Raw genomic sequence first — 23302 nt, forward strand, 5'->3', positions numbered from 1 at the left:
CGGTCCACAGGTCGGCCCGGTGGACGACCTGACCCTGGTAGGCGGAGATTTCTCGTCGCATCCTCGACGAGCGAGCGATGTCAACACCGTCGATGAACGGCGATCACTCCATTTCGGAGGGAGACGACCGGGGACCGGGGGCCCGGCAGAGCTGTGCCGCCGGGCCGCGCCGGGTCAGTGCCGGGCGAGGGCGCCGGTCAGCTCGCGCATGGCGGCCCGGGAGTCGTCGGTGAGCACCCAGGCCTTGTCACCCTCGGCTCCCGGGGTGGACCAGGCGACGTAGACGGTGGGCGGCCGGTCGGCCGGATCGCCGGTGGCCGCGAAGCGTTCGAAGGCCCGATCCAGCCAGGCCGACTCCCGGCGGATGGTGTCCGCCCGCACCCGGTCGTCGCCCATGAAACCCCGCTCGGCCAGGCCGTACGTCACTCCGTCGCGCAACCGTGGCCGGACGATCGTGTCGAACCAGCCGGTGTAGCCCGGGTGCTCGGGCAGGATCAGGTGGGCCGGGAACGCGCCGTTGTTCTCGTTCATTCCGGAGTAGACGTCGCACAGGTACTCGTCGGCCTCGACCCGCCGCCACTGGCCGGGCGCCTGGGCGGCCCGGCCGCTGGGCCGCCACTGGTAGGCCATCGCGCAGTACGCCACCCGCGCGCCCGCCCAGCCGGCCTTGATCTCGTCCCGGGAGCGGGCGAAGACGGCACGGAAGGTCGCGCCGTCCAGGCGGTCACGGCCGCCCTCCGGCTCGTGGTGCACGATGATCCGGACCCACGGGTGGTCGGCCAGCCACCGGCCGATGTCGCGATGGACCCGGGTCCAGTCCCCCGCCGCCACCTCACCGGGCGCCGGTTTGTAGGAGATGTAGACACCGCCGTCACGCCACGGCAGGGCCAGGTCACGGATGCGTTCGAACACCTTTCCCGGTTCTTTTCCGGGTGGCAGTGGCGGAATGAACTCGCGGCCGAACCGGGCCGCCGGGTAACGCTCCCGGGTCACCGACGGGAGGGCGTCCTCGTGCACCCCGACGGCCACCGTGCGGGTGCCGCGAGCGCTGCTGTGATCGACGGTCATGTTCCGGCCCTCCGAACTCTCCACCTGCCCGCTTTACGGACATATAGGGGAATTCTCCCGGTCGAGGTGCCGCCCCACCGGATCGACACGGCGAGGCGGGAACAGATCATGGTAGGTGGCGGTAACAAGAAATTCACGTTGTTCTTTTTCTCGGGACCGAAATCTACTCTCCGGTAACTACCGCTACGGCTATCGGAGGCCACCGATGAGTAGGGCTACCCCCCTCGCCTGTCTCGTCACCACGTCCGTCCTGGCACTGGGGCTCGCCGCCCCGGCTCAGGCGGCGAGCAGCATCGACTACGCCGCGCTCGGCGACTCCTACTCCTCAGGGGTCGGCGCGAGCGGGCAGTCCGGGTCGTGTCTGCGCAGCAACAACGCCTACGGTCCGCTCTGGGCCGCCCAGAACAGTCCCGCCTCGTTCCAGTTCCTGGCCTGCACCGGCGCCACCACCGACGATGTGCGCAGCAGCCAGATCCCCAGTCTGAGCAGCGGGGCCGACCTGGTGAGCATCACGGTCGGCGGCAACGACGTCGGTTTCACCTCGACCCTGCTCACCTGCTGGACCAGCACCGATTCGGGGTGCGTGGCCAAGGTCAACGAGGCCAAGGCGTACGCGGCGAGCACCCTCGGCGGCAAGCTGGACGCCACCTACGCCGCGATCAAGGCGAAGGCGCCGGGCGCCAAGGTGGTGGTGCTGTCGTACCCGCTGATCTACGCCACGCCGGCCACCGGCTGCACGCTCAGCACGGCCAAGCAGGCGGCGATCAACGACGGCGCCCGCACGCTGGACGCGAAGATCCAGGAGCGTGCCGAGGCCGCCGGTTTCGTCTACTCCGAGGTGCGCGACGAGTTCTCCGGCCACGAGGTGTGCTCGTCGACGCCGTACCTCAACGGCGTGACCCTCATCCCCGCCACCAACTCCTACCACCCCAACAACAACGGCTATCGGTACGGCTACCTGCCCGCCTTCACCGGAGCGGCCGGCTGAGCGACCGGGGAGCCGTTGAGCAGTTCGAGCAACGGCTCCCACAGGGCCTTGATACCCGTCTCGGTCTCGGTTGCGGCGCGCCGACCGGCGGTTCCGTCGGTCCGGGCGGTGGCGGTGAGCTGCGAAGAAGTCATGCCGAAAGCTTGCGATCGCAGTCTCAGCACAGCCTCAAGTCGGACTCAGGGGACGGACAAATCCGCCCCGGCTCAGAAGTCGTGACACCCCGCCGAATGGGCAGACAGGCGGGAATGTCGAGGCGAGAGGCCTGTCCTTGACCGGGACGAGACTGATGGCGGCCCTGACCGCGGTCTACGCCGCGGCGATGATCGGGGTCGTCACGTCGGCGGCCACCGGCGTCGGCACGGTCGAACGGATCGCCGGACCGGCCATGCTCCTGCTCGATGTGGCCGGGGTGGTCTTCGGCGTACGGGCGTCGCGTGCTCCGGGCCTCGACCGGCCCACCCGCCGTTTCGCCCGGGTGGTCACCGCCGGGATGTGGCTGACCCTCGCCGTCTCGCTCACCTTCACGGCGACCGGCACGAAGGCGTTCCCGCAGCTCGGCGACGTCCTCCACATCGCCGTCATGCTCGTGCTCTTCGGGGCGCTGATGCTGGCCCCGCTGCGGGCTGCGGCCCGGCGCGAACGGTGGAAGACCCTCCTCGACGCCGGCACCGTGGCGGCCGGCGCCTCGATGCTGCTCTGGTATCTGATCATCGGGCCGTCGATCGAGCGGCAGCAGGTCTCGGCCGGGCTGGTCCTCGCGGCGGCCTGTTATCCGGTGGCCGATCTGCTCGTGCTGTTCGGCCTGGCCCGGGTGCTGCTGCGGGGCGCCGGCCAGGTCTCCCGTCGCACCCTCGCGATGCTCGGTGGAGCGAGCCTGGCGATCCTGGCCGGTGACGTGCGGCTCGGGTACGTCCAGGCGCACGTCGCCGTGTTCGACCGCACCGCGTTCGACTTCGGTGTCTGGCTCACCACGCACTTCCTGCTGTCGTGTGCCGCGGTCGAGTTGTGGCGGCAGGCGGTCCGGCCGGTGACCACGGCCGACGGTGTCCGGCCGGGCCTCGGCGGCAAGCTGCCGTTCCTCGGTATCGGCCTCGGCTACGGGCTCCTGACGACGGCCGCGCTCCAGGAGGAGCGGGTGTTCCCGTGGGCCGGGCTGGTGCTCGGCGGTGCCGGCATCACCGGCCTGGCCGTCCTGCGGCAGTTGGTGGTGCAGGAGGAGATCACCGAGGCCGCCGAGACGGATCCACTCACCGGTCTGGCCAACCGGGCCCGGCTGCACCGGGAGTTGTCCCGCGCGCTGCGCCGGGCCACCCGGCACGGCCGACGCGTGGCGGTGCTGCTCGTCGACCTCAACGGCTTCAAACAGATCAACGACACGCTGGGGCATCAGGTGGGCGACGGGCTCCTGGTCGCGGCGGGGGCCGCGATGCGGGATGCGGTACGCGACAGCGACCTCGTGGGCCGGCTGGGCGGTGACGAGTTCGCGGTGCTGGTACGCCCGATCGCCGACGAGGCCGAGGCGGTCGCCGTGGCGGAGCGGGTGAGCCGGGCCGTCGCCGGGCCGTTCGTGGTGGCCGGCCGGCCGATGGGCGCGTCGGCAAGCATCGGGCTGGCGGTCAGCGAACCCGGCGAGTTCACCTCGGACGCTCTGCTGCATCGCGCGGACATCGCCATGTACGACCTGAAGCGACGGGGCAGCGGATGGCAGGCGTGGCATCCGGGACTCGCCGCGGCGGAGGACTCCCCGGGTCGGTGAAACACTGTTTCCCCTGCTCATAGCTGGAGTGCGCCACCGTACGCCTGTCATGATCCGTTGGAAAGTGACAAACCTCACTGGCACCCGAACGTTTTCATCTATCAGCCGATACGGCGTGACTTTCGGTCGAGTCGCCGTCACTCCGCGCGGTCCTGTAGTCGTACGTTCACCCGACGAACCTGTGGTCTGTTCAAGGGCAACGCGCGGCACTCGCTTCCGACGCTGTCCGGAGAGCGAGCGAAAGATGACCGTCAGAACACGCCAGCACCAACGTGGCCGGCCGATCGGCGCCGTGACGCGGCTGCTGCTCCCGATTCTTCTGGCCATGTCGGTGACGGCGCTGTTCGCCATGGTGTGGCAGTCGACCGGTGAACAGTCCGACTTCGCCGAGCTGGAACGGGACGGCGTCCGGTACATCCAGGCTCTCGGGCCACTGGAGATCGCCCTCACCAACGCCGGTTCGGCCGCGGTCACCGGCACCCCCGCCAAACCGGAGGACCTGACCCGGGCCGTCGACGCGGTCGCCGCCGTCGACCGGGAGCTCGGCGAACGGCTGAGCACCCAGGACCGGTGGGCGGGCCTGCGCGCCAAGATCGAGGCGCTGCCCGCCGAGGCGGACAAGACGGAGACCATCGCGGCGTACGGCACGGTCAACGACCTGCTGCTGGCACTGATGGACAAGGTCCGGAACAGCTCCAAACTGGTCCGCGACCCGGACGCCGACCTCTTCTACCTCGGTGACGGCGCCGCCCAGGAACTCCCGGAGAGCATCGTGGCCGCCACCAGGTACACGAATCTGCTGGTGAGCCTGCCCGGGCTGGCCGCGGCCGACCGCGCCTCGACGCTCATCGACATCAGCACGGCCGGCTCGTCGCTGGCCGGTAACGCCCGGGACCTCTCCGACGACGTCCGGCTGGCCGTCGAGGGCACCGGCAGTGAGAGCTTGGGCAGCGCGCTGCTGAGTCGGCTCGACCGGTTCAACCGGGCAGTCGACAACCTGATGCCGCTGATGTCCGGACGCGAGGGGGCCGACACCGAGCAGGTCACCCAGCGGCGCGACGAGATGCAGGCCGCCGCGGCAGACCTGTCGGCTGCGCTGCTCAGCCAGATCGACATCGGACTGCAGGACCGGATCTCCGCGCTCGACCAGCGCCTTCTGCTGGCCTCCGGCATCTTCGTGGTCTCGGTGCTGCTGGCCCTGGTGCCGGCCGGGCTGGCCCTGGCCACCCGGTCCCGCGGCACCCGGCCACCACGACCGGAACCGGTGGCCGTGCCGGAGCTGGAGTCGGAGCGCGAACGGTGGGGGCGGGTCAGTGTTCCTCAGTAGGCTCCGCATCCGCGGGAAACTGATTCTGCTGGTGATCATCCCGCTGCTGGCGATGGTCGCGCTGGTGGTGCCGGTGATCCGCAGCCTGGTGAACGACGCCGCGAAGGCCAACGAGATCGACACCGTCGCGACCATCGCCGGCCGGGTCGGCCCGCTGGTGGAGGACGTGCAGCGCGAGCGGCTGCTCTCGGTCGGCTTCCTGCTCGACGTCGTGGACGCCGACGACCTGGCGCTGCAGACCGCCGCGGTGACCGACCGGGTCCGCGAGGTGCAACGGGACCTGGGCGACCGGCTGACGTCCGGGTTGCGGGGCGAGATCGGCCGGGTGGACGGTCTGGAGGACGTCCGGCAACGGGTCCGCGACCGGTCGATCCAGCCGGACATCGTCATCGCCGAGTTCGACCTGGTGCTGGACAGCATCATCGACTCGCTCGCGCTGGCCGACGAGGCCGACGCCGGCACCGCCGCCGGACGGCAGCTCATCGCGCTCGACGCCCTGTTCCGGATCGACGAGTCCACCAACGACAGCACCATGCTGCTGGCGATGATGGCGGCCGGCGGCATCGGCCGGTACTCGGTCGAGTACCGCGAGGAGAGCGCACGGTTCCAGACCTACCTGGATCAGTTCGCCGACTACGCCACGCCGGGCCAGCAGGAGCTGTACGAGCTGGTGACGGCCGCGTTCCAGGAGCGGGTCGGCAAGGACTTCGAAACCCGGTTCGCCGACGACCCGGCGGCCGCGATGACGGCGCTGCCACTGGACCGGCTCTTCCCGCAACTGCGTTCGTTCAGCATCCTCGGTGGTTTCGCCAAGAAACGGGTGGTCGACGACGTCACGGCGGCCGTCGCCGAGCAGCGCCGGGAACAGCTCACCATCGCGTACGGCACCGGTCTGCTCGTGGTCCTTGTTCTTCTCGTGGTCCTGGTCCTGGTGGCCACCGTGGCCCGGGCCGTGGCCGTGCCGCTGACCAGGCTCGGCCGCGCCGCCGAACGGGTGGCCGAGGCGGGCGAGACGGAGCTGCGGCGGATCGCCGACGACGAGGCCGAGACCATCGAGCCGGTCCGCATGGAGGTCCTCGACCTGGACGCCCAGGACGAGATCGGTGACCTGGCCCGGGTCTTCGCCCGAGTCCAGCGGACCGCCTCGCAGCTGGTCGAACGTCAGGTCCTCAGCCGGCGCAACGTGGCCGAGATGTTCGGGCACATCGGCCGGCGTACCCAGAACCTGGTCGGCGGTCAGGTGGACCTGATCGACGAGTTGGAGAACGAGGAGACCGACCCGGACCGGCTGGCGAAGCTGTACCGGCTCGACCACATCGCCAACCGGTTGCGCCGTAGTGCCGACAGTCTCGTGGTGATCTCCGGGGCGGACCGGGAGGAGAGCCACTCCTCGCCGGTCCGGCTGATCGACGTGGCCCGGCTGGCGCTGGCCGAGATCGAGGACTACACCCGCGTCGACGTGGACGTCCCCCTCGAACTGCTGGTGGCGCCGTCGCTGGTCAGCGACCTGGTGCTGATCTGCGGCGAACTGCTGGAGAACGCGACGGTCTTCTCCCCGCCGCACACCCGGGTGACGGTCGCCGCCCGGGCGGTGCCCGGTGGTGCCCGGCTGACCATCGCCGACCACGGCATCGGCATGCTGGACGACCGACTCGCCGAGGAGAACTCCCGGATCGCCCGCCGCGAGCGGCTCGACCTCGTGCCGACCCAGGTGCTCGGGTTGTTCGTGGTCGGCCGGCTGGCGCGACGGCACGGCATGAACGTCGCCCTGTCGCACACCCCCGGCGGCGGGGTCACCGTCCAGGTGTCCATCGGCAGCGTCCTGCTGGCCGGGGACATGCTCGTCGGCGAGCCGGTCGCGGGCCGGCCGCCGGGCCTGGAACGGCCGAGGCCGGTCGAGGTCCCGATGCCGATGCCGATGCCGGTGCCGCACGGGGCGCACGGGGGCGGTCCGGAACGGTCCACCGTACGGGAGGCGATCTCCCGGGTCAGCGACGTGATGAGCGACCCGATCACCTGGAACGGCTTCGACGTGGCCCGGCAGCTGCCGTCCGCCCCGCCGCCGGCCGCGATTCCGCCACCACCCGCGCCACCGGCGCCCGCACCCCCACCGGCGTCCGCCCCCACCTCGGTGGGTGGCCTGCGGCGGCGGATCCCGGGCGCCCAGCTGGCGCCGGCCGAGGCCGCGCCACTGGTCGCGCACCCGGCGACCGGGCCGGACCCGGACGCGGCCCGCCTGCTCGTCGAGCAGCTGGAGCTGGGCGTGGCGCAAGCGCTGCACGAAACCTCAACACACCCCCGACAGTGAAGAAGGCTCCACCATGGACAGTACTCAGCTCAGTGCCGAGGTGAAGACCTTCAACTGGCTGCTCGGCTCGTTCGCCAGCCGGACCGCCGGGGTGCAGGAGGCGGTCGTGGTCTCCTCGGACGGCCTGCTGATGGCCCGGTCCTCGAAGCGGGAGCGGGCCGACTCGGATCGCCTGGCCGCCGTGGTGTCCGGGATGGCGAGTCTCGCCGCGGGCGCCTCCGAGTGGTACCGGCTGGGCGCGCTGAACCGGGTCGTGGTCGACATCGCCGAGGGCTATCTGGTGATCACCACGATCAGCCGGGGCTCGGCGCTGGGCGTCGTCGCGAGCCGGTCGGCCAATCTGGTCACCGTGGCGTACGAGATGACGCTCTTCGGGACCCGGGCCGGGGCGACGCTGACGCCCGGGTTGATCGCCGAACTGAAAAGCGCAGTGCAGAGTTGAGCGGCGCGCCGGACCCCGAGTCGATCGGAAGGATCCCACCGTATCTTCGGGCCAACCCGGCCGGCGCCGCCCCGGCCGGGTCCCCGAACCGGCCGCCGGCCGGCCAGGCGTCGCTGCGCCCGTTCATCCTGACCGCGGGCCGGGTCAGCGCGGTGGACCCGGAGATCGATCTGGAAACCCAGGTCACTCTCCGGCCGTACGATCCACGGACCGGTCGGCTGCCGTTGACCTCGCTCGGGCCGGAGATGCAGGCGATCGTCGAACTGTGCGTCGAGCCGGTGTCGGTCGCGGAGATCTCGGCCCGGCTGCGCCTGCACCTCGGGGTCACGAAGATCCTGGTCGCCGACCTGCGTGCGGCCGGATACCTGGACGTGCACGTCATCGACACCCTGACCCCGATGTCCGCCGACACCATCCTGCGTGTGATGCAGGGACTCCGCGCGCTCTCCTGACCCCACCCGGCTCATTGACACTCGACTATGTCGGGCCTACCGTCGGACGCACCGTTCAGGAAAGCGCTTACCTACAGGTCGCATCCCCCATCGCCGCGACCTGCTGAGGAAAGGACGTCCCCCATGCAACGCTCCGTCCCCGCGGCCGTGGTCCTCGCGGTCGGGCTGATCGCCGCCCCCGCACCGGCGATCGCCGCCACCTCGTTCACCGTCGCCGCCGACGGGTCCGGGAACTACACCACGATCCAGGCCGCGATCGCCGCCTCGTCCACCGGCGGGGTGATCACCGTCAAGGCCGGCACCTACCAGGGGCAGGTGCAGATCCCGGCGAGCAAGTCGGGGCTCACCATCCAGGGGGCCACCGGCAACTCCGGGGATGTGATCATCACCGGGAACAAGCCGCAGTCGACCGCCGGCACCGCGGGCAGCGCGACCGTCTACAACCTGGCTCCGAACAGCACGATCAAGGGCCTGACCATGCAGAACACGTACGGCGCGGGCAGTCAGGCACTGGCCCTGTACGCCGCCGGGGATCGGCAGGTCTACCGCAACGTGCAGATGAAGGGCTATCAGGACACGTTCCTGTCGTGGGGCGGCACCGGGTCGTCGCAGATCCGGCAGTACGTCTACAAGTCCTACATCTCCGGTGCGGTCGACTTCATCTACGGCAACGGCGCGGTGGTCATCGACAGCACCACCATCGAGTCGCTGAACATCGGCAGCAGCTCGAACAACGGCTACATCACGGCCGCCGCGACCGACGACGGCAATCCGTACGGCTTCCTGATCACCCGCTCCACGCTGAAGAGCTCGGCCGCCGCGCAGACGGTCGCGCTGGGCCGCTGCTGGCACGCCGGGAACGCCTCGGACGCGATCGGCCAGGTGCTGGTCCGGGAGTCGACGATCGGCAGCCACGTCCGGCAGGCGGGCGCCTGGCAGGACATGAGCGGCTGGTCCTGGAAGACGTGCCGGTTCAACGAGTACGGCAACACCGGCGCGGGTGCGACCAACGGCACCTCGGACCGGCCGCAGATGAGCGCGTCGACAGCGGCGAACTACACCGCGCAGAAGTACCTGGCCGGCTCGGACGGCTGGAACCCCGTCCAGTAGGACGATCGATCCGCCGGCATCCGCCCTTAGGATCCTCTGTGGACTGACGTCACAGGGAGGCGCGATGCCGGCGGACACCACGGTCGTGATCATCGGGGCGGGGCCCGCCGGGATGTCGCTGGCCAACTTCCTGCAGCGGCGCGGCGTGAGCTGTGTGGTGCTGGAGATGCGCGATCGGGAGTACGTCGAAGGGCGCCAACGGGCCGGCGTCATCGACCACCGCGCCGGGGAGATCTTCGCCGAGTTCGGCCTGGACGGACCGGTCGCCGCGGGCGGGCCGGTCGAGACGCTGCTGGAGATCCGCACCGACGGGGTGCCCCGCCTGCTCGACGTCCCGGCGCTCGCCGGTGGCCGGCCGAGCCGGCTGGTACCGCAGCAGATGCTGGTCCAGCGGCTGATCGGCGCCTTCCTGGACGGCGGCGGCGACCTGCGGTTCGCGGCGGCCGACGTGACCCCGCACGACCTCGACGGCGACCGGGCCCGCGTCACCTACCGCGATACGGACGGCACCGAGCACGAGCTGACCTGCGAGTACGTGGCCGGCTGCGACGGTTTCCACGGGGTGAGCCGGCGCAGCATCCCGGAGGGCGAGCTGTCCACCTACTCCTTCGACCACGGAATCGGGTGGTACACGGTGCTCGCCGACTCCCCCGCCCCGCGTTACCCGTTGATGGCGGTCAGCCGGTACGGGTTCGCCGCCCAGTTCGCCCGTGGCCCGTACGCCAGCCGGTTCTATCTGCAGTATCAGCCCGGCGACGACCCGCGGCAGTGGCCGGACGAGCACACCTGGGAGCAGTTGCGGTTGCGGCTCGGCGACGAGAGCCTGCCGGCCGGCACGATCACCGGCCGCGAAGTGGTGGAGATGCGCAGCTTCGTGGCCGAGCCGATGTCGTGGGGGCGGATGTTCCTGGTCGGCGACGCGGCGCACATCATCACGCCGATGGGCGCGAAGGGCATGAACCTGGCGATCGCCGACGCGTACGTGCTGGCCCGGGCGATCATCGACGGCGAGGGCCTCACCGGCTACTCGGCCACCTGCCTGCGCCGGACCTGGGACTACCAGGAGTTCTCCCGGTGGTACGCGGAGATGGTGCACGACGCGGGCGACGACTCGCCGTCCGGCGCGTTCCGCCGCAAACTGGCCCTGGCCCGCCTGGACCGGCTGTTCCGGTCACCACCGGCCGCCGCCGCGTTCGCCGATCTGATGGCCGGCACCGAGGTCGCGCCTTGATCAGGGCTTGCACAGCTCAGACACAGGCATCCTTGAGTCATTTATGAGCATCGATTTCTAGCGTCTGCCGGGTCCCATCCCACAAGGAGGATCCATGGACAACGACGACGAACCCGTCGGCCGCGTGCTCAGCCGCAGGCACGCGCTCGCCCTACTCGCGCTGACCGGCACCGGCCTGGCGGTGGCCGGGACGGCCGCGCAGGCCGCCACGAGGACGACCGCCGCCCCGGTGGCGACGAGTGTCGACTGCGTGGCGAAACCGGAGATGACCGAGGGGCCGTACTACGTCGACGAGGGGCTGGAGCGCTCGGACATCCGCGTCGACACCCTGGACGGCACGATCTCCGACGGCACCCGGTTCACCCTCGACCTCGACGTGCTCCAGATCGCCGCGGGCGCGTGCAGCGCACTGCCCGGCGCGATCGTCGACCTCTGGCACTGCGACGCCTACGGGGTCTACTCGGACCAGGCGGCGAACGACTCGGTCGGTCACACGTTCCTGCGCGGATACCAGGTCAGCGACGAGTGCGGGCGGGTCCGGTTCGTCACCGTACTGCCCGGCTGGTACCAGGGCCGGACCGTGCACTTCCACCTCAAGATCAGAACCATCGGGACGGACGGCAATCCGTACGAGTTCACGTCCCAGCTGTTCTTCACCGACACCTTCAACAGCGCGTTCCTGGCCACCGAACCGTATGCGGCCAAGGGCACCCCGGACACCACGAACGCCACCGACTTCATCTACCTGGCGGCCGGAGAGCAGATGCTGCTGTCGCCGCGCCGGGTACGCGGCGGCTGGACGGCCCGGTTCGCGATCGGCCTGGACCTGTCGGACACCGAGGTCGGCGACGACGACAGCGGCGGCGGCCCCGGCGGCCCGGGTGGCCCTCCGCCCGGACCGCCGCCGTCCACGTCACCGTCCCCGTCGGCGTCCGCCTAGGCCGCGTTTCGTAAGTGCGGTCGAAGTGTGACGGGTCTCGGCGTGGCGGTTGTCGATACGAAGTGAGGTCTCCGGTAAACGGGTTAGCGACCAAGCAAACCTGAACCACCGGAGACCTCGTGCCCAGCGTAGCGGCAGCGAGGCGACACGATCTCACCGACGCTCAGTGGGCGGTGCTGGAACCGGCACTGCCTGCGGAGCCGGCAAGGGGTCGTCCGCCACGATGGACGAAACGGCAGATCATCGATGGGATTCGGTGGCGGGTCCGGGCGGGAACCCCGTGGCGGGACGTGCCCGAGGTGTACGCGCCCTGGCAGACGCTGTATCGCTGGTTCCGGCGCTGGCAGCGCGACGGGACCTGGGCGAGGATCCTGGCCCGGCTCCAGACCCGGGCCGACGCCGCCGGCGACATCGAATGGGCGGTGAGCGTCGACTCCACGATCAGCCGTGCCCATCAGCATGCCGCCGGCGCCCGTCACGACGGTGACCTGCAGAAGGAACCGCCGGGTGGGGTGTTCACCGAACCCGCCGATCATGCTCTGGGCAGGTCCCGGGGCGGGTTCACCACCAAGACCCACCTGGCCTGCGAACAGGGCCGTAAGACGCTGTCGACGGTGATCACCGCTGGTCAGCGGGGTGACAGCCCGCAATTCATCACGGTCCTCGAACGCATCAAGGTCTATCGGGTCGATGGTGGCCGGCCCCGGACCCGGCCGGATCTGGTCCTGGCAGACAAGGCGTACACCAGCAAAGGCAATCGCGGCTATGCCCGCCGCCGCAAGATCAGGGTGTGCATCCCGAGCAAGGCCGACCAGGACGCCCACCGCAAAGCCAAAGGCTCCAAGGGCGGGCGTCCTCCAGCGTTCGACCCGGTCGTCTACCGGCAGCGTCACGCCGTGGAGTGCGGCATCAACCAGCTCAAACAGAACAGGGCGATGGCCACCCGGTACGACAAACTCGCCGTCCGTTTCGAAGCCACCGTCACCATCGCCGTCATCAACCAGTGGCTTTGATGGCTTTTACGAAACGCGGCCTAGCCGTGCTTGACGGTCAGGCTGTAGAACTTCACCTTCGCGCCGTTGGTGGTGCTCTCCGACGACGACTGGTTGTAGGAACCCGCCTTGAAGTACTGGCGGTACGGATTGAAGGCCGACGGGATCGTGTACGCGGTGGTCGTACCGTTGATGGTGAGCCTGAGGTTGTTGCCGTTGACGTTGATGACGTAGGTCCACTTCGTGCCGAGCGCCACGGTGCCGACCTTGTGCAGGGTCTGGCCGCTGGCGTCCGGTGAGTTCTGGGTGCCGAAGTAGATGTCGCCGTTCGGGCGGTAGTAGAGCTCGGCCAGGGGCTTGGTGGACGTGCCGCCGGTGCCGAGCTTGACCTGCCCGACGGCGACGTTCTTCGTCACCGAAACGATCCGCAGCTGGGCGCTGAGTGTGTGGTTTCCGGCCAGCGTCCAGTTCGCGGCACTGCCGTTGGCGTTCATCTCGCGCAGCTCGGACCGGGCGTACTTCGAGTTCGGCGTGGTGACGCCCTTCTCCGGCGCCCAGAACGTCATCGAACCGTCGTTCTTGTCGGTCCAGAAGAAGGACGGGTTCGAGTAGCCGTTCGCGCCCTTGAGCTGCCCCGGAGAGATGGTGTCGGGGCTGCCGGGCGAACCGGTGGGCAGCTGGAGCGACCAGACCGAGAGGTCGAAGTTGCCGCCGGGCGGCAGGCTCGGGTCGAGCGTCGCGGCCGAGGCACTGCCGATGCCGAGGGCACCGAGAGCGCCGGCCGCGGCGGTGGACAGGGAGAGGGCGAGCACGGTGCGTCGCTGCATGGGGGATGACCTCGCTACCGTCGGGGGAATCGGCAAGACGGTTAACAGATAACCATCCTTACGATTGACACACAAGACCCCGACCCTTCTTTCATAGACTGCGATCACTGTGTTCCATGTATTGACAAGGTGTTCCATGTAGCAGAACATCCGGTGCACGAAACGTCCCTGTAACGCGTGTCATGCACCGGAGGGGAGCTCACGTGACCGCGCTCGACTGGGCAATACTCAGCGGATACTTCCTGGTGATGGTCGGCATCGGCCTGTGGGCCAAGAGCCGCGTGCACAACGTCGCCGACTTCTTCACCGCACGAGGCCGGATCCCCTGGTGGCTGGCCGGCATCTCGCATCACATGTCCGGCTACAGCGCGGTCATGTTCGTGGCCTTCGCCGCCGTCGCCTACAACTACGGCCTCGCCATGTACGTGTGGTGGGCCCTCACCATCGGTCTCGGCGTGGGCATCGGCGCGTTCGTCTTCGCCGCCCGCTGGAACCGGCTGCGTTCCAAGCACGGGGTGGCGTCCCCGCTGGAGTACCTGGCCCGCCGCTACAACCTGCCCACCCAGCAGGCCCTCGCCTACAGCGGGGCGCTGCTCAAGGTGGTCGACATCGCGGCCAAGTGGGTGGCCATCTCGATCCTGCTGCGCGGGTTCGCCGGCGTGCCGATCATCTGGGGCATCCTGATCACCGGCGTCGTCACGCTCGTCTACATCACCCTCGGCGGGCTCTGGGCCGACGTGCTCACCGACTTCGGGCAGTTCGTCATCCAGGCCGTGGCCGGCATCGCGATGTTCTTCGCGTTCCTGGCCCACCTCGGCGGCGTGTCGGCACTGTGGACGATGTGGGGCGACCTGCCGGACGGGCACGGCGATCCGTTCAGTGGGCCGTACACCATGACGTTCTTCCTGGCCCTGCTCTTCATCAAGACGTTCGAGTACAACGGCGGCATGTGGAACCTGGCGCAGCGCTACATGGCCGCGCCGTCCGGCTCGGCCGCGAAACGGTCCGCGCTGCTGTCCAGCGGGCTGTGGCTGGTCTGGCCGCTGATCCTGTTCCTACCGATGTTCGCGGCGCCGCTGATCGTGCCCGGTCTGGCCAACGCCGAGCAGGCGTACGTCGAACTGGCCAAGACCCTGCTGCCGCCCGGTGTGATCGGCCTGGTACTGGCCGGCTTCTTCTCGCACACCATGGCGATGGTCTCCTCGGACGCCAACGTGATCTCGTCGGTGGTCACCCGGGACATCGCGCCGGTGCTGGTCCGGGCGGTGCGCAACCTCAGCGAACGGGCCGAGCTGACCTTCGCCCGGGTCACCACGTTCACCTTCGTGGTGATCAGCATGGTCATCGCGATCAGCACCGAGGGCCAGGGCGTGGTCCTGAAGATCGTGGTCGACCTGGTCGCCGCCACGATGGGACCGATCTCGATCCCGCTGATGCTCGGACTGCTCCCCTGGTTCCGGCGCAGTGGCCCGACCGCCGCCCTGGTCTCGTGGGCGGCCGGCCTCGGCGTCTGGGTCGTCGTCAAATGGATCATGGAGGAGACCAGTCAGACCATGGTGGTCGGCGTCCCGCTGGTCACGTCCCTGGTGCTGTACGTCGCGATCGGCCTGCTCCGGCCGGAGCGCACCGCCGAACGTGACACCCTGATCGATTCGCTGGAGACCGATCCGGCCGTCGATGCGGTGGCCGTCGAGGAAGGCCGGCCGGCCCGATAACGACCAGTAGGCTGACCTCGTGGTGAGGGAAGGCAGTTCCATCGACAAGACGCTGGCGGTGCTCGAAGCGCTGGCCGAGCACCACCGCGTCACCGACATCGCCGTCGCGACGGGCGTCTCCAAGTCGACCGTGCACCGCATCCTCCAAGCACTGGTCACCTGGGGATTCGCCCGTCCCGACGGGCTCGGCAGCTACGAGCCCGGGCCGCGGATCCTCACCCTGGCCGGGCGGGTCATGCACCGGTTCGACCCGGCCCGGCAGGCGTCCGGCGCACTGCACGCGCTCTGCGAGGCCACCGGGTTCACCACACACTTCGCGATCCGCAGCGTCGACGAGGCGGTCTACGTCGACAAGCAGGAGGGGCGGCGGCCCTATCAGATGCCGTCCCGGGTCGGGATGAGCCTCGCCCTGCACACCACGGCCATCGGTAAGGCGATCCTGGCCGAGCTCAGCGACTCCGAGGTGCAGGCGATCAGCCGGCGCACCGGGCTGCCGCGGCGTACACCCAACACGCTCACCAGCGAAGAGGACCTGCTCACGCATCTGGCCCGGGTCCGGGCGGTGGGCTACGCGATCGACGACGAGGAGAACGAGCCGGGGATCCGCTGCGTCGGGGCGGCCGTCTTCGACCACACCGGGCAGGTGCTCGGCGGGATCTCCATCTCCACTCTCGCGCTCGACATGGACATGGCGGGGGTGGAGGCACGAGCGGCCGAGGTGATCGCGGCGGCCCGTCAGGTGTCGGCCGCCCTCGGGGCATCCGCCCCGGCCGCCGTCACACCGCCCGCCCTTTAGCGGCGGCCGCCGTCGGCGTCTTTTCACGGCGGCCTGCCCACCGTCAGTCTGCCGGGCGTTTTCGGGGGGCTTCCGCAGGGCGCTCCGCCGGCGTTTTCGGACGGTCGGCGGTTACAGTGCGGCTTCCGCCGGTCGCCTCCCGCACAGGTGACGGCGGGACAGCGTCAGCGCCGTGAGGCTCAGCGCGATGCCGATGTAGACCGGCGCCAGGTGTACGAGGTCGGTGTAGCCGATCACCATGTGCACCGCCACGGCCGGCAGAAAACCGGCCGCCGCCGAACCGGCCAGTGTCCACCACACCCAGGTATCGCCTCGCCGCCAGCCCCACATGCTCAGGGTGATCACCGCCAGCGCGGCGGCGATCAGGGCGCCGCCGAAACCGGCTCGGTCGTGGGCCACGAACGGCAGCAGGCGGGGGTTCGCGTGCCGCAGCGGATCGGCGTGGGTGCGCAGGAAACCGAGGTCGGTGGTGACGAACACGTCGGTCAGGCCGACCACCGACACCACCACACCGCCGATCAGCAGGCCCACCCCGGTGACGATCATGAGGAGCTGACCGGTCAGGGCGCGGCGGCGGTCCGGCTCCGGGCCGTCCGGGAGCAGCGTCCATCGTGGGGTGTCCGGGCGGCGCGCCACCGCCAGCACGAACATCGGGGCCAGCACGATCGTCACCGCGGCGTGCAACGGCTCGACGAAACCGCCAGACCCCAGGAAGTACAGGATGCTGGGGAACCCGACCGCGCCGGACAGCAGGTAGGCCGTCCGGGCCCACGGCCAGCCCCGCCGTAGGCCACCCCAGGCCAGACCGGCGTACAGGACTCCGATGGCGATCATCGTGCCGGACATGGTGATCCGGTCGTGCTGCAGGAACGGGACCAGACGCTCGTTCAGAGCCGCGAGCTGTTCGCGGCGCATGCCCAGGTAGTCGTTGTCGTACCAGAGCAGCACCGGGCCCAGGGTGATCAGCGCGGCGCCGATCCCGGCACCGATCATCCCCAGGCCGACCAGCAGGCCCCAGATCCAGGCCGGCCAGCGGCGCGGATCCGTCCCGGCGTCGCGCGGGCCGGGGGCGGACTCGGTCGGCGTCTCGGCTTCGATGACCCGCTGGAACCAGCCCGGTCCGGCGGCGACCAGCACCTCCGTGGTGGCCAGCACGATCGCGTCCGGGTCGGCCAGTGCCCGCCGCGCCCCCGCCACGGCCGGATCGGTGAGACGGACGATGCCGGGACCGACGACGCCCATACCGGGCTGCCCAGCGCCCATACCGGTACCCGCCGTCCCGATACCGGTACCCGCCGTCCCCCTACCGCCCTCCGCCGCACCCATACCGGCCGCCGCCGCACCCCCATCAGCCTTCACCCCACCCGCGGCGGTCTCCGCCGCGTCCTCGGCGGCCTGTTCGGTGAGGACGTGGTCGACGTATGGTTCGAGGGCAGCGGCGACCGCCGGATCGGCGGTCCGGGCCCAGACCGGGCAGCGGCGCCCGGTGGTGGCCGCGCGCACGGCCGGGACGTCGGCCATCGTCACCGGACCGATTTCGATCAGACCAGCGCCCTGTACGGGAAGGGCGCGGATCGCGTCTCGCGCGTGCCGGACCGGCACCGTGGCGCCCAGCCGGGCGGCCAGGCCGGGTGGTGCCGATGGGTGGGCGAAGACCGCCGCCACCGCCCGTGCCCCGAAGGGCCGGGCGGTCAGCGTCGCCAGCAGGTGCAACGCGGCACGCTGGGACCGCTGCCGACCGAGGACGCGTGCGGTGATCGGGCGGAGCGGGTGATAGGTCCAGTCCGGCACGCGGACATGATCACACGCGGAAGCCGATCACCGGTGTCATGCCCCGGAGCACCGCCTCGGCCGGCACGAGGCGAGCCAGCAGGTCCCGGGCCGCGGCCGCGGGGGGCCAGGCGATCTGGCCGATCGTGTTGAGCCGGGCCGAACGGGTCACGACCGCCTGCGTGCGAGGGCGGCGCAGCGCGTCGTAACGGGCCAGGCCGGTGGCCGTGTCGACGTCCCCGGCCAGGCAGTCGGCCAGCACCACCGCGTCCTCCAGCGCCTGGCAGCCGCCCTGGCCGAGGCTGGGGGTCATGGCGTGCGCGGCGTCGCCGACCAGCACCGTCGTCCCGTGCACGAACGACGGCAGCGGCGGCAGGTCGTAGAGATCGTGCCGGAGCACCGCCTCGGGATCGACGCCGTCCAGCAATGTCGGAATCGGGTCCGGCCAGCCACCGAATCGGCGCACCACCTCGGCGAACTCGGAGGCGGCCAGCGAAACGGGGACCGGGCCACCAGGACCCGCCGCGCCGCCGTCCGAAACGACCGCATTGCCTTCCGGGATGGCAGCGCCGCCTTTGGGGGCGGCTGAGCTGCCTTCCGGGACCGTTGCCGTTCCGAAGCAGTAGACGGCGCCGCCCGGAAGCGGGGCGTAACCGAATCGCTCGCCGCGACCCCACAGCACCGCGCCCTCGCCCAGGGGTGGCAGCGGGCGGGTGACCATGCGCCAGGCGGTGTGTCCCGCGTATCGAGGCCGGACGTTCGGCCACAACCGGGACCGGATCGTGCTGCGCAGGCCGTCGGCGGCGACCACGAGATCGGCGTCCGGTGGGTCGGTCACGGTTTCGCCGGGACGGAGGACCTCGTCCGGCAGTGCGGTGAGCAGCGCCTCCAGCAGCCGGCCCCGGTGCAGCACGACTACCGGGTGACCGAATCGGCGTTCCAGCTCGGCCGAGGTGACCCGGGTCAGCCAGCGGCCGCGGAGGTCCTTCGCACCGCCGGCGACCTCCCTCTCGGACCGTTTCCGCACCTCGTCGAGCAGGCCGAGCCGGTCCAGGGCGTGCAGCGCGTTGGGCCACAGCGAGATGCCGGCGCCGACCTCGGTGAACGCGGGCGCCCGTTCATGCACGGTGACCCGCCAGCCGACCCGCCGCAACGCGACCGCGGTCGCCAGCCCGCCGATGCCGCCCCCGATGATCGCCGCGACTCTCTCCGTCATACCGCGACTGTAGGCGTGTTGATCATCCGGTCCGCTGGCGAGCTGTCCCGGCCGGCACCGATCCGGTGGAGGTCGGCGACGACGGTGTGTCGGAAATCCACCAGAGCCATCCGACCGATTTCACGCTTCCGGCTGCGGGTATCCGTACCGCAAAAGGGATAAAGTCCCCGGCATGGCCACGCCTACCTTCGTCTACGACGGTGACTGCGCGTTCTGCAGCAGTTGCGCCCGGTTCATCGAGCGCCGGATCCCGACCCGCGCCCGCCTGGTCCCGTGGCAGTTCACCGACCTGGGGGCGCTCGGTCTCACCAGCGACGAGTGTGAGCAGGCGGTGCAGTGGGTGGGCGACACCCGGGCGGCCGGGCCGGATGCGTTCGCGCTGCTGCTGCGGGACGCCGGTCGGATGTGGCAGGTGCCGGGGGCGGCGCTGCAGTGGACGCCGGTGCGTCTGCTGGCCTGGCCGGCGTACCGCTGGATCTCCCGGCACCGGCACATGCTGCCCGGCGGCACCGCCGCCTGCTCCCTGCCACAGGCGGAGCGGAACCGGATGATCGACACGCCGCCGAAAGAACGTATTACGCCGTTTATCACTGATTTGGGCTGACCATCGGGCGGTAAACCCGATGGAAGGCGGAAAACCCAAGTGCGGCAACGGTACGGAGAACTCGACGACAAGCGGCTACGCCTGGCCAAGGGGGCCGTCGCCGGTCTGTGCGCGACCGCCGCCCTGGCCCACGTGCTGCTGGTGTTCCTGCACGTGGCGCCGTCGAACCCGGTCTCCCAGCGCTACCAGGAGCAGATCGACGCCTGGATCAACCCGTACTTCGAGCAGAACTGGCTGCTCTTCGCGCCCAATCCGGAACCCACCCGGACGTACATCTACGCGCGCACCGGCTGGGACACACCGGAGGGCGGCCACGGCACCAGCGACTGGCTGGACATCACCGCCGCCGACGACGCCGCGATCACCCACAACCCTTACCCGAGTCGTACGAACCAGAGCATGCTCCGCCGCGCGTGGAGCGCCTACCAGTGGGCGCACGGCGACAGTGACGTGTCCGAGAACGAATGGGCGCAGATCCGGGCCGAGTACCTGCGCAACATCGCCGTGCAGCGGGCCACCCCGCTCAGCCCGCAGCCGTTCCAGGTGATCCGCCTGAAGGTCGTGACGGAACCGATCACGGTGCCCGGCGACACCTCGGAGACCGGCTCGGCCGAACCCGTTACCAGGATCCTGCCCTGGTGGAATGTGACGTCCGATGGCAGTTGACCAGACGCCCCTCGTCGCACCGGCACCGACGCCGGACGAGAAGGGCAAGACACCCAGTCGTTTCGACAGGTTCTACGGCCTCCTCACCGAACGACCGCTGTCGCTGTACGCCACCGCGTTCCTCCGCATCGGGTACGGCCTGCTGTTCCCGATCATCCTGTTACGGGAGTTCCCGAACCGGCACATGATCTGGGGACCCGACGCGGCCTGGAGTCCCGACCTGGCCCGTCGCATGTTCGCCGAGAACGGCGGGTTCAGTCTCCTCACGCTCTCCGACGACCCGTGGTACTTCGAGATGTGCTACGTCGGGGCGATCCTGATCAGCGTGCTGTTCCTGCTCGGCTGGCACACCCGGATCATGTCGGTGCTGTTCGCCGTCGCGGTGGTCTCGTTCTACTCACGCGCCGTGCTGATGAGCGACGGCGGCGACAACCTGATGGTCCTGATGGCCATGTACATCATGTTCACGGCGTGCGGGCGACGATGGTCCCTCGACGCGCGGCGGACCGGGACGGCCGAGCCACGGCCGGGCTTCCGCGAATTCGTGGTGACCGTCGTGCACAACTGCGGGCTCTTCGTGATGATGGCCCAGATGTGCGTCCTGTACGGGGCCGCCGGTCTCTACAAGGTGCAGGGCGAGACATGGGGCGACGGAACGGCCCTGCACTACGTCTTCAAACAGGACCTGTTCCGGCCGTGGCCGGCGCTGTCCGACTTCCTCGACAGCCACCACATCATGATCGCGCTCGCCTGCTACATGACCGTACTGGTGCAGGTGGCCTTCCCGTTCAGCCTGTTCAGCAAGCTGAAGTACGTCGTGCTGCCGATCCTGATCGGCATGCACCTGGGCATCGCCTTCCTGATGGCGCTGCCGATGTTCTCCGCGGTGATGGTCCTGTCGGATCTGGTCTTCCTGCCGGACCGCTTCTACCGATGGGCCCTCCGCACCGGCCGGCGGTTGTTGCGGCGGGACCCGGCCCCGTCGGTGTGACGGAGCCGGGCCCATCTCACCGGCGGGTCTTGGGTAGGTCGAACTGGTCGGCGCGGCGGCAGTCCTTCTGATTGCCGACCGCGTCCGCACCCAGGCTCTTCAGCGCCTCCCGGGCCCGGGCCCGGCCCAGGTTCCACGCGTACCAGGGGTCGGGCTCCTTCAGGTCGTCGGCGATCCAGCTCAGCGTGCACCGCCGGACCGGATCGGGCAGCCTGGTCAGCGCCGGGGTCGCGTCGGCCGAGAGCGCCCGCAGGTACCAGGCGTCGATCTTGCCGGTCGCCTCGTAGCGGACCGCGTTACGGCTGGCCACGTAACCCTCCGGGTCGAGGACCGCCAGACCCAGCAGCATCACCACGGCCAGGCCCACGGTGGCCTGCGGGATCCACCGGCCCCGCCAGCTGATTCCGGCCACCGCGATCAGCACGAACACCGTACCGAGCAGCAACTCCAGCGACATCACGAAGATCCGCTCGCCGGTGAAGCTGTAGACCCGCTGGTACGCCCACATGCGCGACAGCGCGGACGCGACGATCACGACACTCAGCGCGCACAGCAGACCGAGCAGCACCCGCAGCAGGACCCGCTCGATCCGCTGGTCCCGTTTCGCCCACCGGGCCAGCGCCGCGAGCACCCCCAATGACAGCAGCGTGACCGCCGCGAGTTGCCAGAAACCACTGCGGGCGTACTCGGCGTAGCTCAGGCCCGAGGTCTCCAGCACGTGCCGGGATCCGCCGAACAGGACGGTGAACTGGACCCCGACGAAACCGGCGAACAACAGCACCAGCGCGGACGAGGCGGGCGCCCACTCGACCAGGCCGAACCGGCCGCGGCCCGGGGTGTCCAGACCGGACGTGACGGGCGGTGCCGACAGCGTGTAGACACCGGAGACGGCGAGCAGGCCACCGACGGCGGCCAGGAAGAGCCACTCGAAGACATGGCCCATCTCGAAGTCCGGCACCACGTCGTCGAGCAGCGCCGAGAACGCGACGTCGGCCGAGGACAGCAGGCCGCCGAAGACGAGCAGGATCACGATCGTCAGGACCGCGGAGAACACCACCCGGCCGGCCATCCCCGGGTTACGGCCGGAGGACTGCAGGTGGTCGCGAACCCACGGGAGGCCGCGGAACGCCGCGTAGGGTGCGGCGAACAGGCTGAACAGGATCGACCTGATCTGCTTGCCGCCGACGATCGCCAGGGTCGCGCAGCCCAGCGCGCCGAGCACGCTGAACGTCACCAGCCACCAGGCGTTCCGGAACGCCGGAACCAGGAGCAGGGCCAGCGCCGACACGGTCCAGCCGATCCGGGTCCACCGGTCGGTGCGGGACATCTCGCCGGCCTTGCGGACCGCGGCGACCACACCGGCGGTCAGCGCCAGCGCGGCCAGGAACCAGCCGATGCCGACCCGGCCCAGCGGCAGGAACACGACGAAACCGAGGGCACCGGCCAGCACCCCGGCGGGTACGGCGCGGCCACGGGCCGCTTTCGGGCCGGGCCAGTTCTTGTCCCGGAACTTCCTCCAGGTCGACGGCGGCAGCGGCTCGTAGGCACCGTAGGGACCGGTCAACGGCGCCACCCGGCTGACCGGAATCGGCCGGCCCGCAGTCGGAGCACCGGGGGCCGGGCTTCCCTGCGCCGCTGAGGCCTCCTGGCCGGTCACCAACGGGCGGGCCAAGGGTGCGGGCTTGCTCTGGCCGGCCGCTCCCGCGTCGGCCGGGCCAGACTTCGCCGCAACATCTCCCTTACCGGCTTCAACCGGCGCATCGCTTTTGTCGGAACCCTTGGCCGGCGTGGCGTCGGCGGCCTTCGCGTCCGCGGCCTTCGCGTCCGCGGCGGCTGGTGTGACCGCGGGCTGCGGCGCGGCCGGGTCCGCGGTGGGCGGCACGGATCGGGCGACGTCGGGCGATGCGGGGGCCGGCGATGCGGCCGGCGCGGCGTCATCCGACGGCGCGGCCACCGGCAGCATCGGTACGAACAGCGCGTACCCCCGCGTACCGGAAGGGATCTGCACCGGAATCGCCCAGGCGGGCGCGCCCTCGGGGCCCGGCCAGACGATCGACGGGATCGCGTCCGTCGACGGCATGACGAGGACTTGGGGTGGTG

At 70.2% G+C, this 23302-nt stretch carries 21 protein-coding genes; 15 read left to right on the forward strand and 6 right to left on the reverse strand.

Annotation, left to right across the window (positions count from 1 at the left end; all coding sequences use genetic code 11):
• Nucleotides 1-174: 174 nt before the first annotated feature.
• Nucleotides 175-1068: a hypothetical protein gene (locus Q0Z83_RS30015; protein ID WP_317786590.1), complete on the reverse strand. Its 894-nt coding sequence runs from the start codon at nt 1066-1068 to the stop codon at nt 175-177.
• 205 nt (nt 1069-1273) lie between these two features.
• On the opposite strand from Q0Z83_RS30015, the gene Q0Z83_RS30020 reads away from it, so the two are divergent.
• Complete coding sequence (locus Q0Z83_RS30020) at nt 1274-2056, forward strand: SGNH/GDSL hydrolase family protein (protein WP_317786591.1); 783 nt, start codon at nt 1274-1276, stop codon at nt 2054-2056.
• On the opposite strand, the gene Q0Z83_RS30025 is transcribed toward Q0Z83_RS30020, so the two are convergent.
• Entirely contained in the window at nt 2023-2190 is a 168-nt protein-coding gene (locus Q0Z83_RS30025; protein WP_317786592.1) for a hypothetical protein, read from the reverse strand. The genes Q0Z83_RS30020 and Q0Z83_RS30025 overlap by 34 nt on opposite strands.
• Before the next feature lie 137 nt (nt 2191-2327).
• Here Q0Z83_RS30025 and Q0Z83_RS30030 point away from each other — a divergent pair, with 137 nt between their 5' ends.
• The 9 genes from Q0Z83_RS30030 to Q0Z83_RS30070 all read left to right on the forward strand — a co-directional run bounded on the left by Q0Z83_RS30030 (nt 2328) and on the right by Q0Z83_RS30070 (nt 12638).
• Nucleotides 2328-3815, forward strand: a complete 1488-nt coding sequence (locus Q0Z83_RS30030) for a GGDEF domain-containing protein (RefSeq protein ID WP_317786593.1) — start codon at nt 2328-2330, stop codon at nt 3813-3815.
• 244 nt (nt 3816-4059) lie between these two features.
• Nucleotides 4060-5142, forward strand: coding sequence for a hypothetical protein (locus Q0Z83_RS30035; protein ID WP_317786594.1), 1083 nt, complete (start codon nt 4060-4062; stop codon nt 5140-5142).
• Nucleotides 5129-7450 (forward strand): sensor histidine kinase, encoded by a 2322-nt coding sequence (locus Q0Z83_RS30040; RefSeq protein WP_317786595.1) that lies wholly within the window; start codon nt 5129-5131, stop codon nt 7448-7450. The genes Q0Z83_RS30035 and Q0Z83_RS30040 overlap by 14 nt, the downstream gene beginning before the upstream one ends.
• Before the next feature lie 13 nt (nt 7451-7463).
• Nucleotides 7464-7892, forward strand: a complete 429-nt coding sequence (locus tag Q0Z83_RS30045; protein ID WP_317786596.1) for a roadblock/LC7 domain-containing protein — start codon at nt 7464-7466, stop codon at nt 7890-7892.
• The gene (locus tag Q0Z83_RS30050) at nt 7889-8344 is read left to right on the forward strand and encodes a DUF742 domain-containing protein (RefSeq protein ID WP_317786597.1); all 456 of its coding nucleotides are present in this window, start codon (nt 7889-7891) and stop codon (nt 8342-8344) included. Before Q0Z83_RS30045 ends, Q0Z83_RS30050 begins: the two co-directional genes overlap by 4 nt.
• 123 nt (nt 8345-8467) lie before the next feature.
• The gene (locus Q0Z83_RS30055) at nt 8468-9454 is read left to right on the forward strand and encodes a pectinesterase family protein (protein ID WP_317786598.1); all 987 of its coding nucleotides are present in this window, start codon (nt 8468-8470) and stop codon (nt 9452-9454) included.
• Nucleotides 9455-9518: 64 nt separating this feature from the next.
• Complete coding sequence (locus tag Q0Z83_RS30060) at nt 9519-10685, forward strand: 4-hydroxybenzoate 3-monooxygenase (protein ID WP_317786599.1); 1167 nt, start codon at nt 9519-9521, stop codon at nt 10683-10685.
• Nucleotides 10686-10779: 94 nt separating this feature from the next.
• On the forward strand, nt 10780-11625 hold the full coding sequence (locus tag Q0Z83_RS30065) for a dioxygenase family protein (protein ID WP_317786600.1): 846 nt from the start codon (nt 10780-10782) through the stop codon (nt 11623-11625).
• Nucleotides 11626-11744: 119 nt separating this feature from the next.
• Nucleotides 11745-12638, forward strand: coding sequence for an IS5 family transposase (locus Q0Z83_RS30070; protein WP_317786601.1), 894 nt, complete (start codon nt 11745-11747; stop codon nt 12636-12638).
• A gap of 20 nt (nt 12639-12658) precedes the next feature.
• Here Q0Z83_RS30070 and Q0Z83_RS30075 read toward each other — a convergent pair whose 3' ends face one another.
• On the reverse strand, nt 12659-13444 hold the full coding sequence (locus Q0Z83_RS30075; RefSeq protein ID WP_317786602.1) for a polysaccharide lyase family 7 protein: 786 nt from the start codon (nt 13442-13444) through the stop codon (nt 12659-12661).
• 203 nt (nt 13445-13647) lie between these two features.
• Between Q0Z83_RS30075 and Q0Z83_RS30080 the strand changes: the two genes are divergently transcribed.
• Nucleotides 13648-15159, forward strand: coding sequence for a sodium:solute symporter family protein (locus Q0Z83_RS30080; protein ID WP_317786603.1), 1512 nt, complete (start codon nt 13648-13650; stop codon nt 15157-15159).
• A gap of 19 nt (nt 15160-15178) precedes the next feature.
• Nucleotides 15179-15955, forward strand: a complete 777-nt coding sequence (locus tag Q0Z83_RS30085) for an IclR family transcriptional regulator (RefSeq protein WP_317786604.1) — start codon at nt 15179-15181, stop codon at nt 15953-15955.
• Nucleotides 15956-16066: 111 nt separating this feature from the next.
• Here the strand turns inward: Q0Z83_RS30085 and Q0Z83_RS30090 are convergent, their stop codons facing one another.
• Both Q0Z83_RS30090 and Q0Z83_RS30095 read right to left on the reverse strand, forming a co-directional pair.
• Nucleotides 16067-17746, reverse strand: a complete 1680-nt coding sequence (locus tag Q0Z83_RS30090) for a hypothetical protein (RefSeq protein ID WP_317786605.1) — start codon at nt 17744-17746, stop codon at nt 16067-16069.
• Nucleotides 17747-17756: 10 nt separating this feature from the next.
• Entirely contained in the window at nt 17757-18941 is a 1185-nt protein-coding gene (locus tag Q0Z83_RS30095; protein ID WP_317786606.1) for an FAD-dependent monooxygenase, read from the reverse strand.
• A 172-nt stretch (nt 18942-19113) separates the two neighbouring features.
• Between Q0Z83_RS30095 and Q0Z83_RS30100 the strand changes: the two genes are divergently transcribed.
• From Q0Z83_RS30100 to Q0Z83_RS30110, 3 genes are read left to right on the forward strand one after another with little or no spacing between them, the layout of a single operon-like run.
• Complete coding sequence (locus tag Q0Z83_RS30100; protein WP_317786607.1) at nt 19114-19545, forward strand: thiol-disulfide oxidoreductase DCC family protein; 432 nt, start codon at nt 19114-19116, stop codon at nt 19543-19545.
• Between the two features lie 39 nt (nt 19546-19584).
• Nucleotides 19585-20211 (forward strand): DUF5819 family protein, encoded by a 627-nt coding sequence (locus Q0Z83_RS30105; RefSeq protein WP_317786608.1) that lies wholly within the window; start codon nt 19585-19587, stop codon nt 20209-20211.
• Nucleotides 20201-21202: an HTTM domain-containing protein gene (locus Q0Z83_RS30110; RefSeq protein WP_317786609.1), complete on the forward strand. Its 1002-nt coding sequence runs from the start codon at nt 20201-20203 to the stop codon at nt 21200-21202. The genes Q0Z83_RS30105 and Q0Z83_RS30110 overlap by 11 nt, the downstream gene beginning before the upstream one ends.
• A 16-nt stretch (nt 21203-21218) precedes the next feature.
• Here the strand turns inward: Q0Z83_RS30110 and Q0Z83_RS30115 are convergent, their stop codons facing one another.
• Entirely contained in the window at nt 21219-23282 is a 2064-nt protein-coding gene (locus Q0Z83_RS30115) for a DUF4153 domain-containing protein (RefSeq protein WP_317786610.1), read from the reverse strand.
• Nucleotides 23283-23302: the final 20 nt, after the last annotated feature.

This window comes from Actinoplanes sichuanensis (genome assembly GCF_033097365.1).
GTDB classification, from domain to species: domain Bacteria; phylum Actinomycetota; class Actinomycetes; order Mycobacteriales; family Micromonosporaceae; genus Actinoplanes; species Actinoplanes sichuanensis.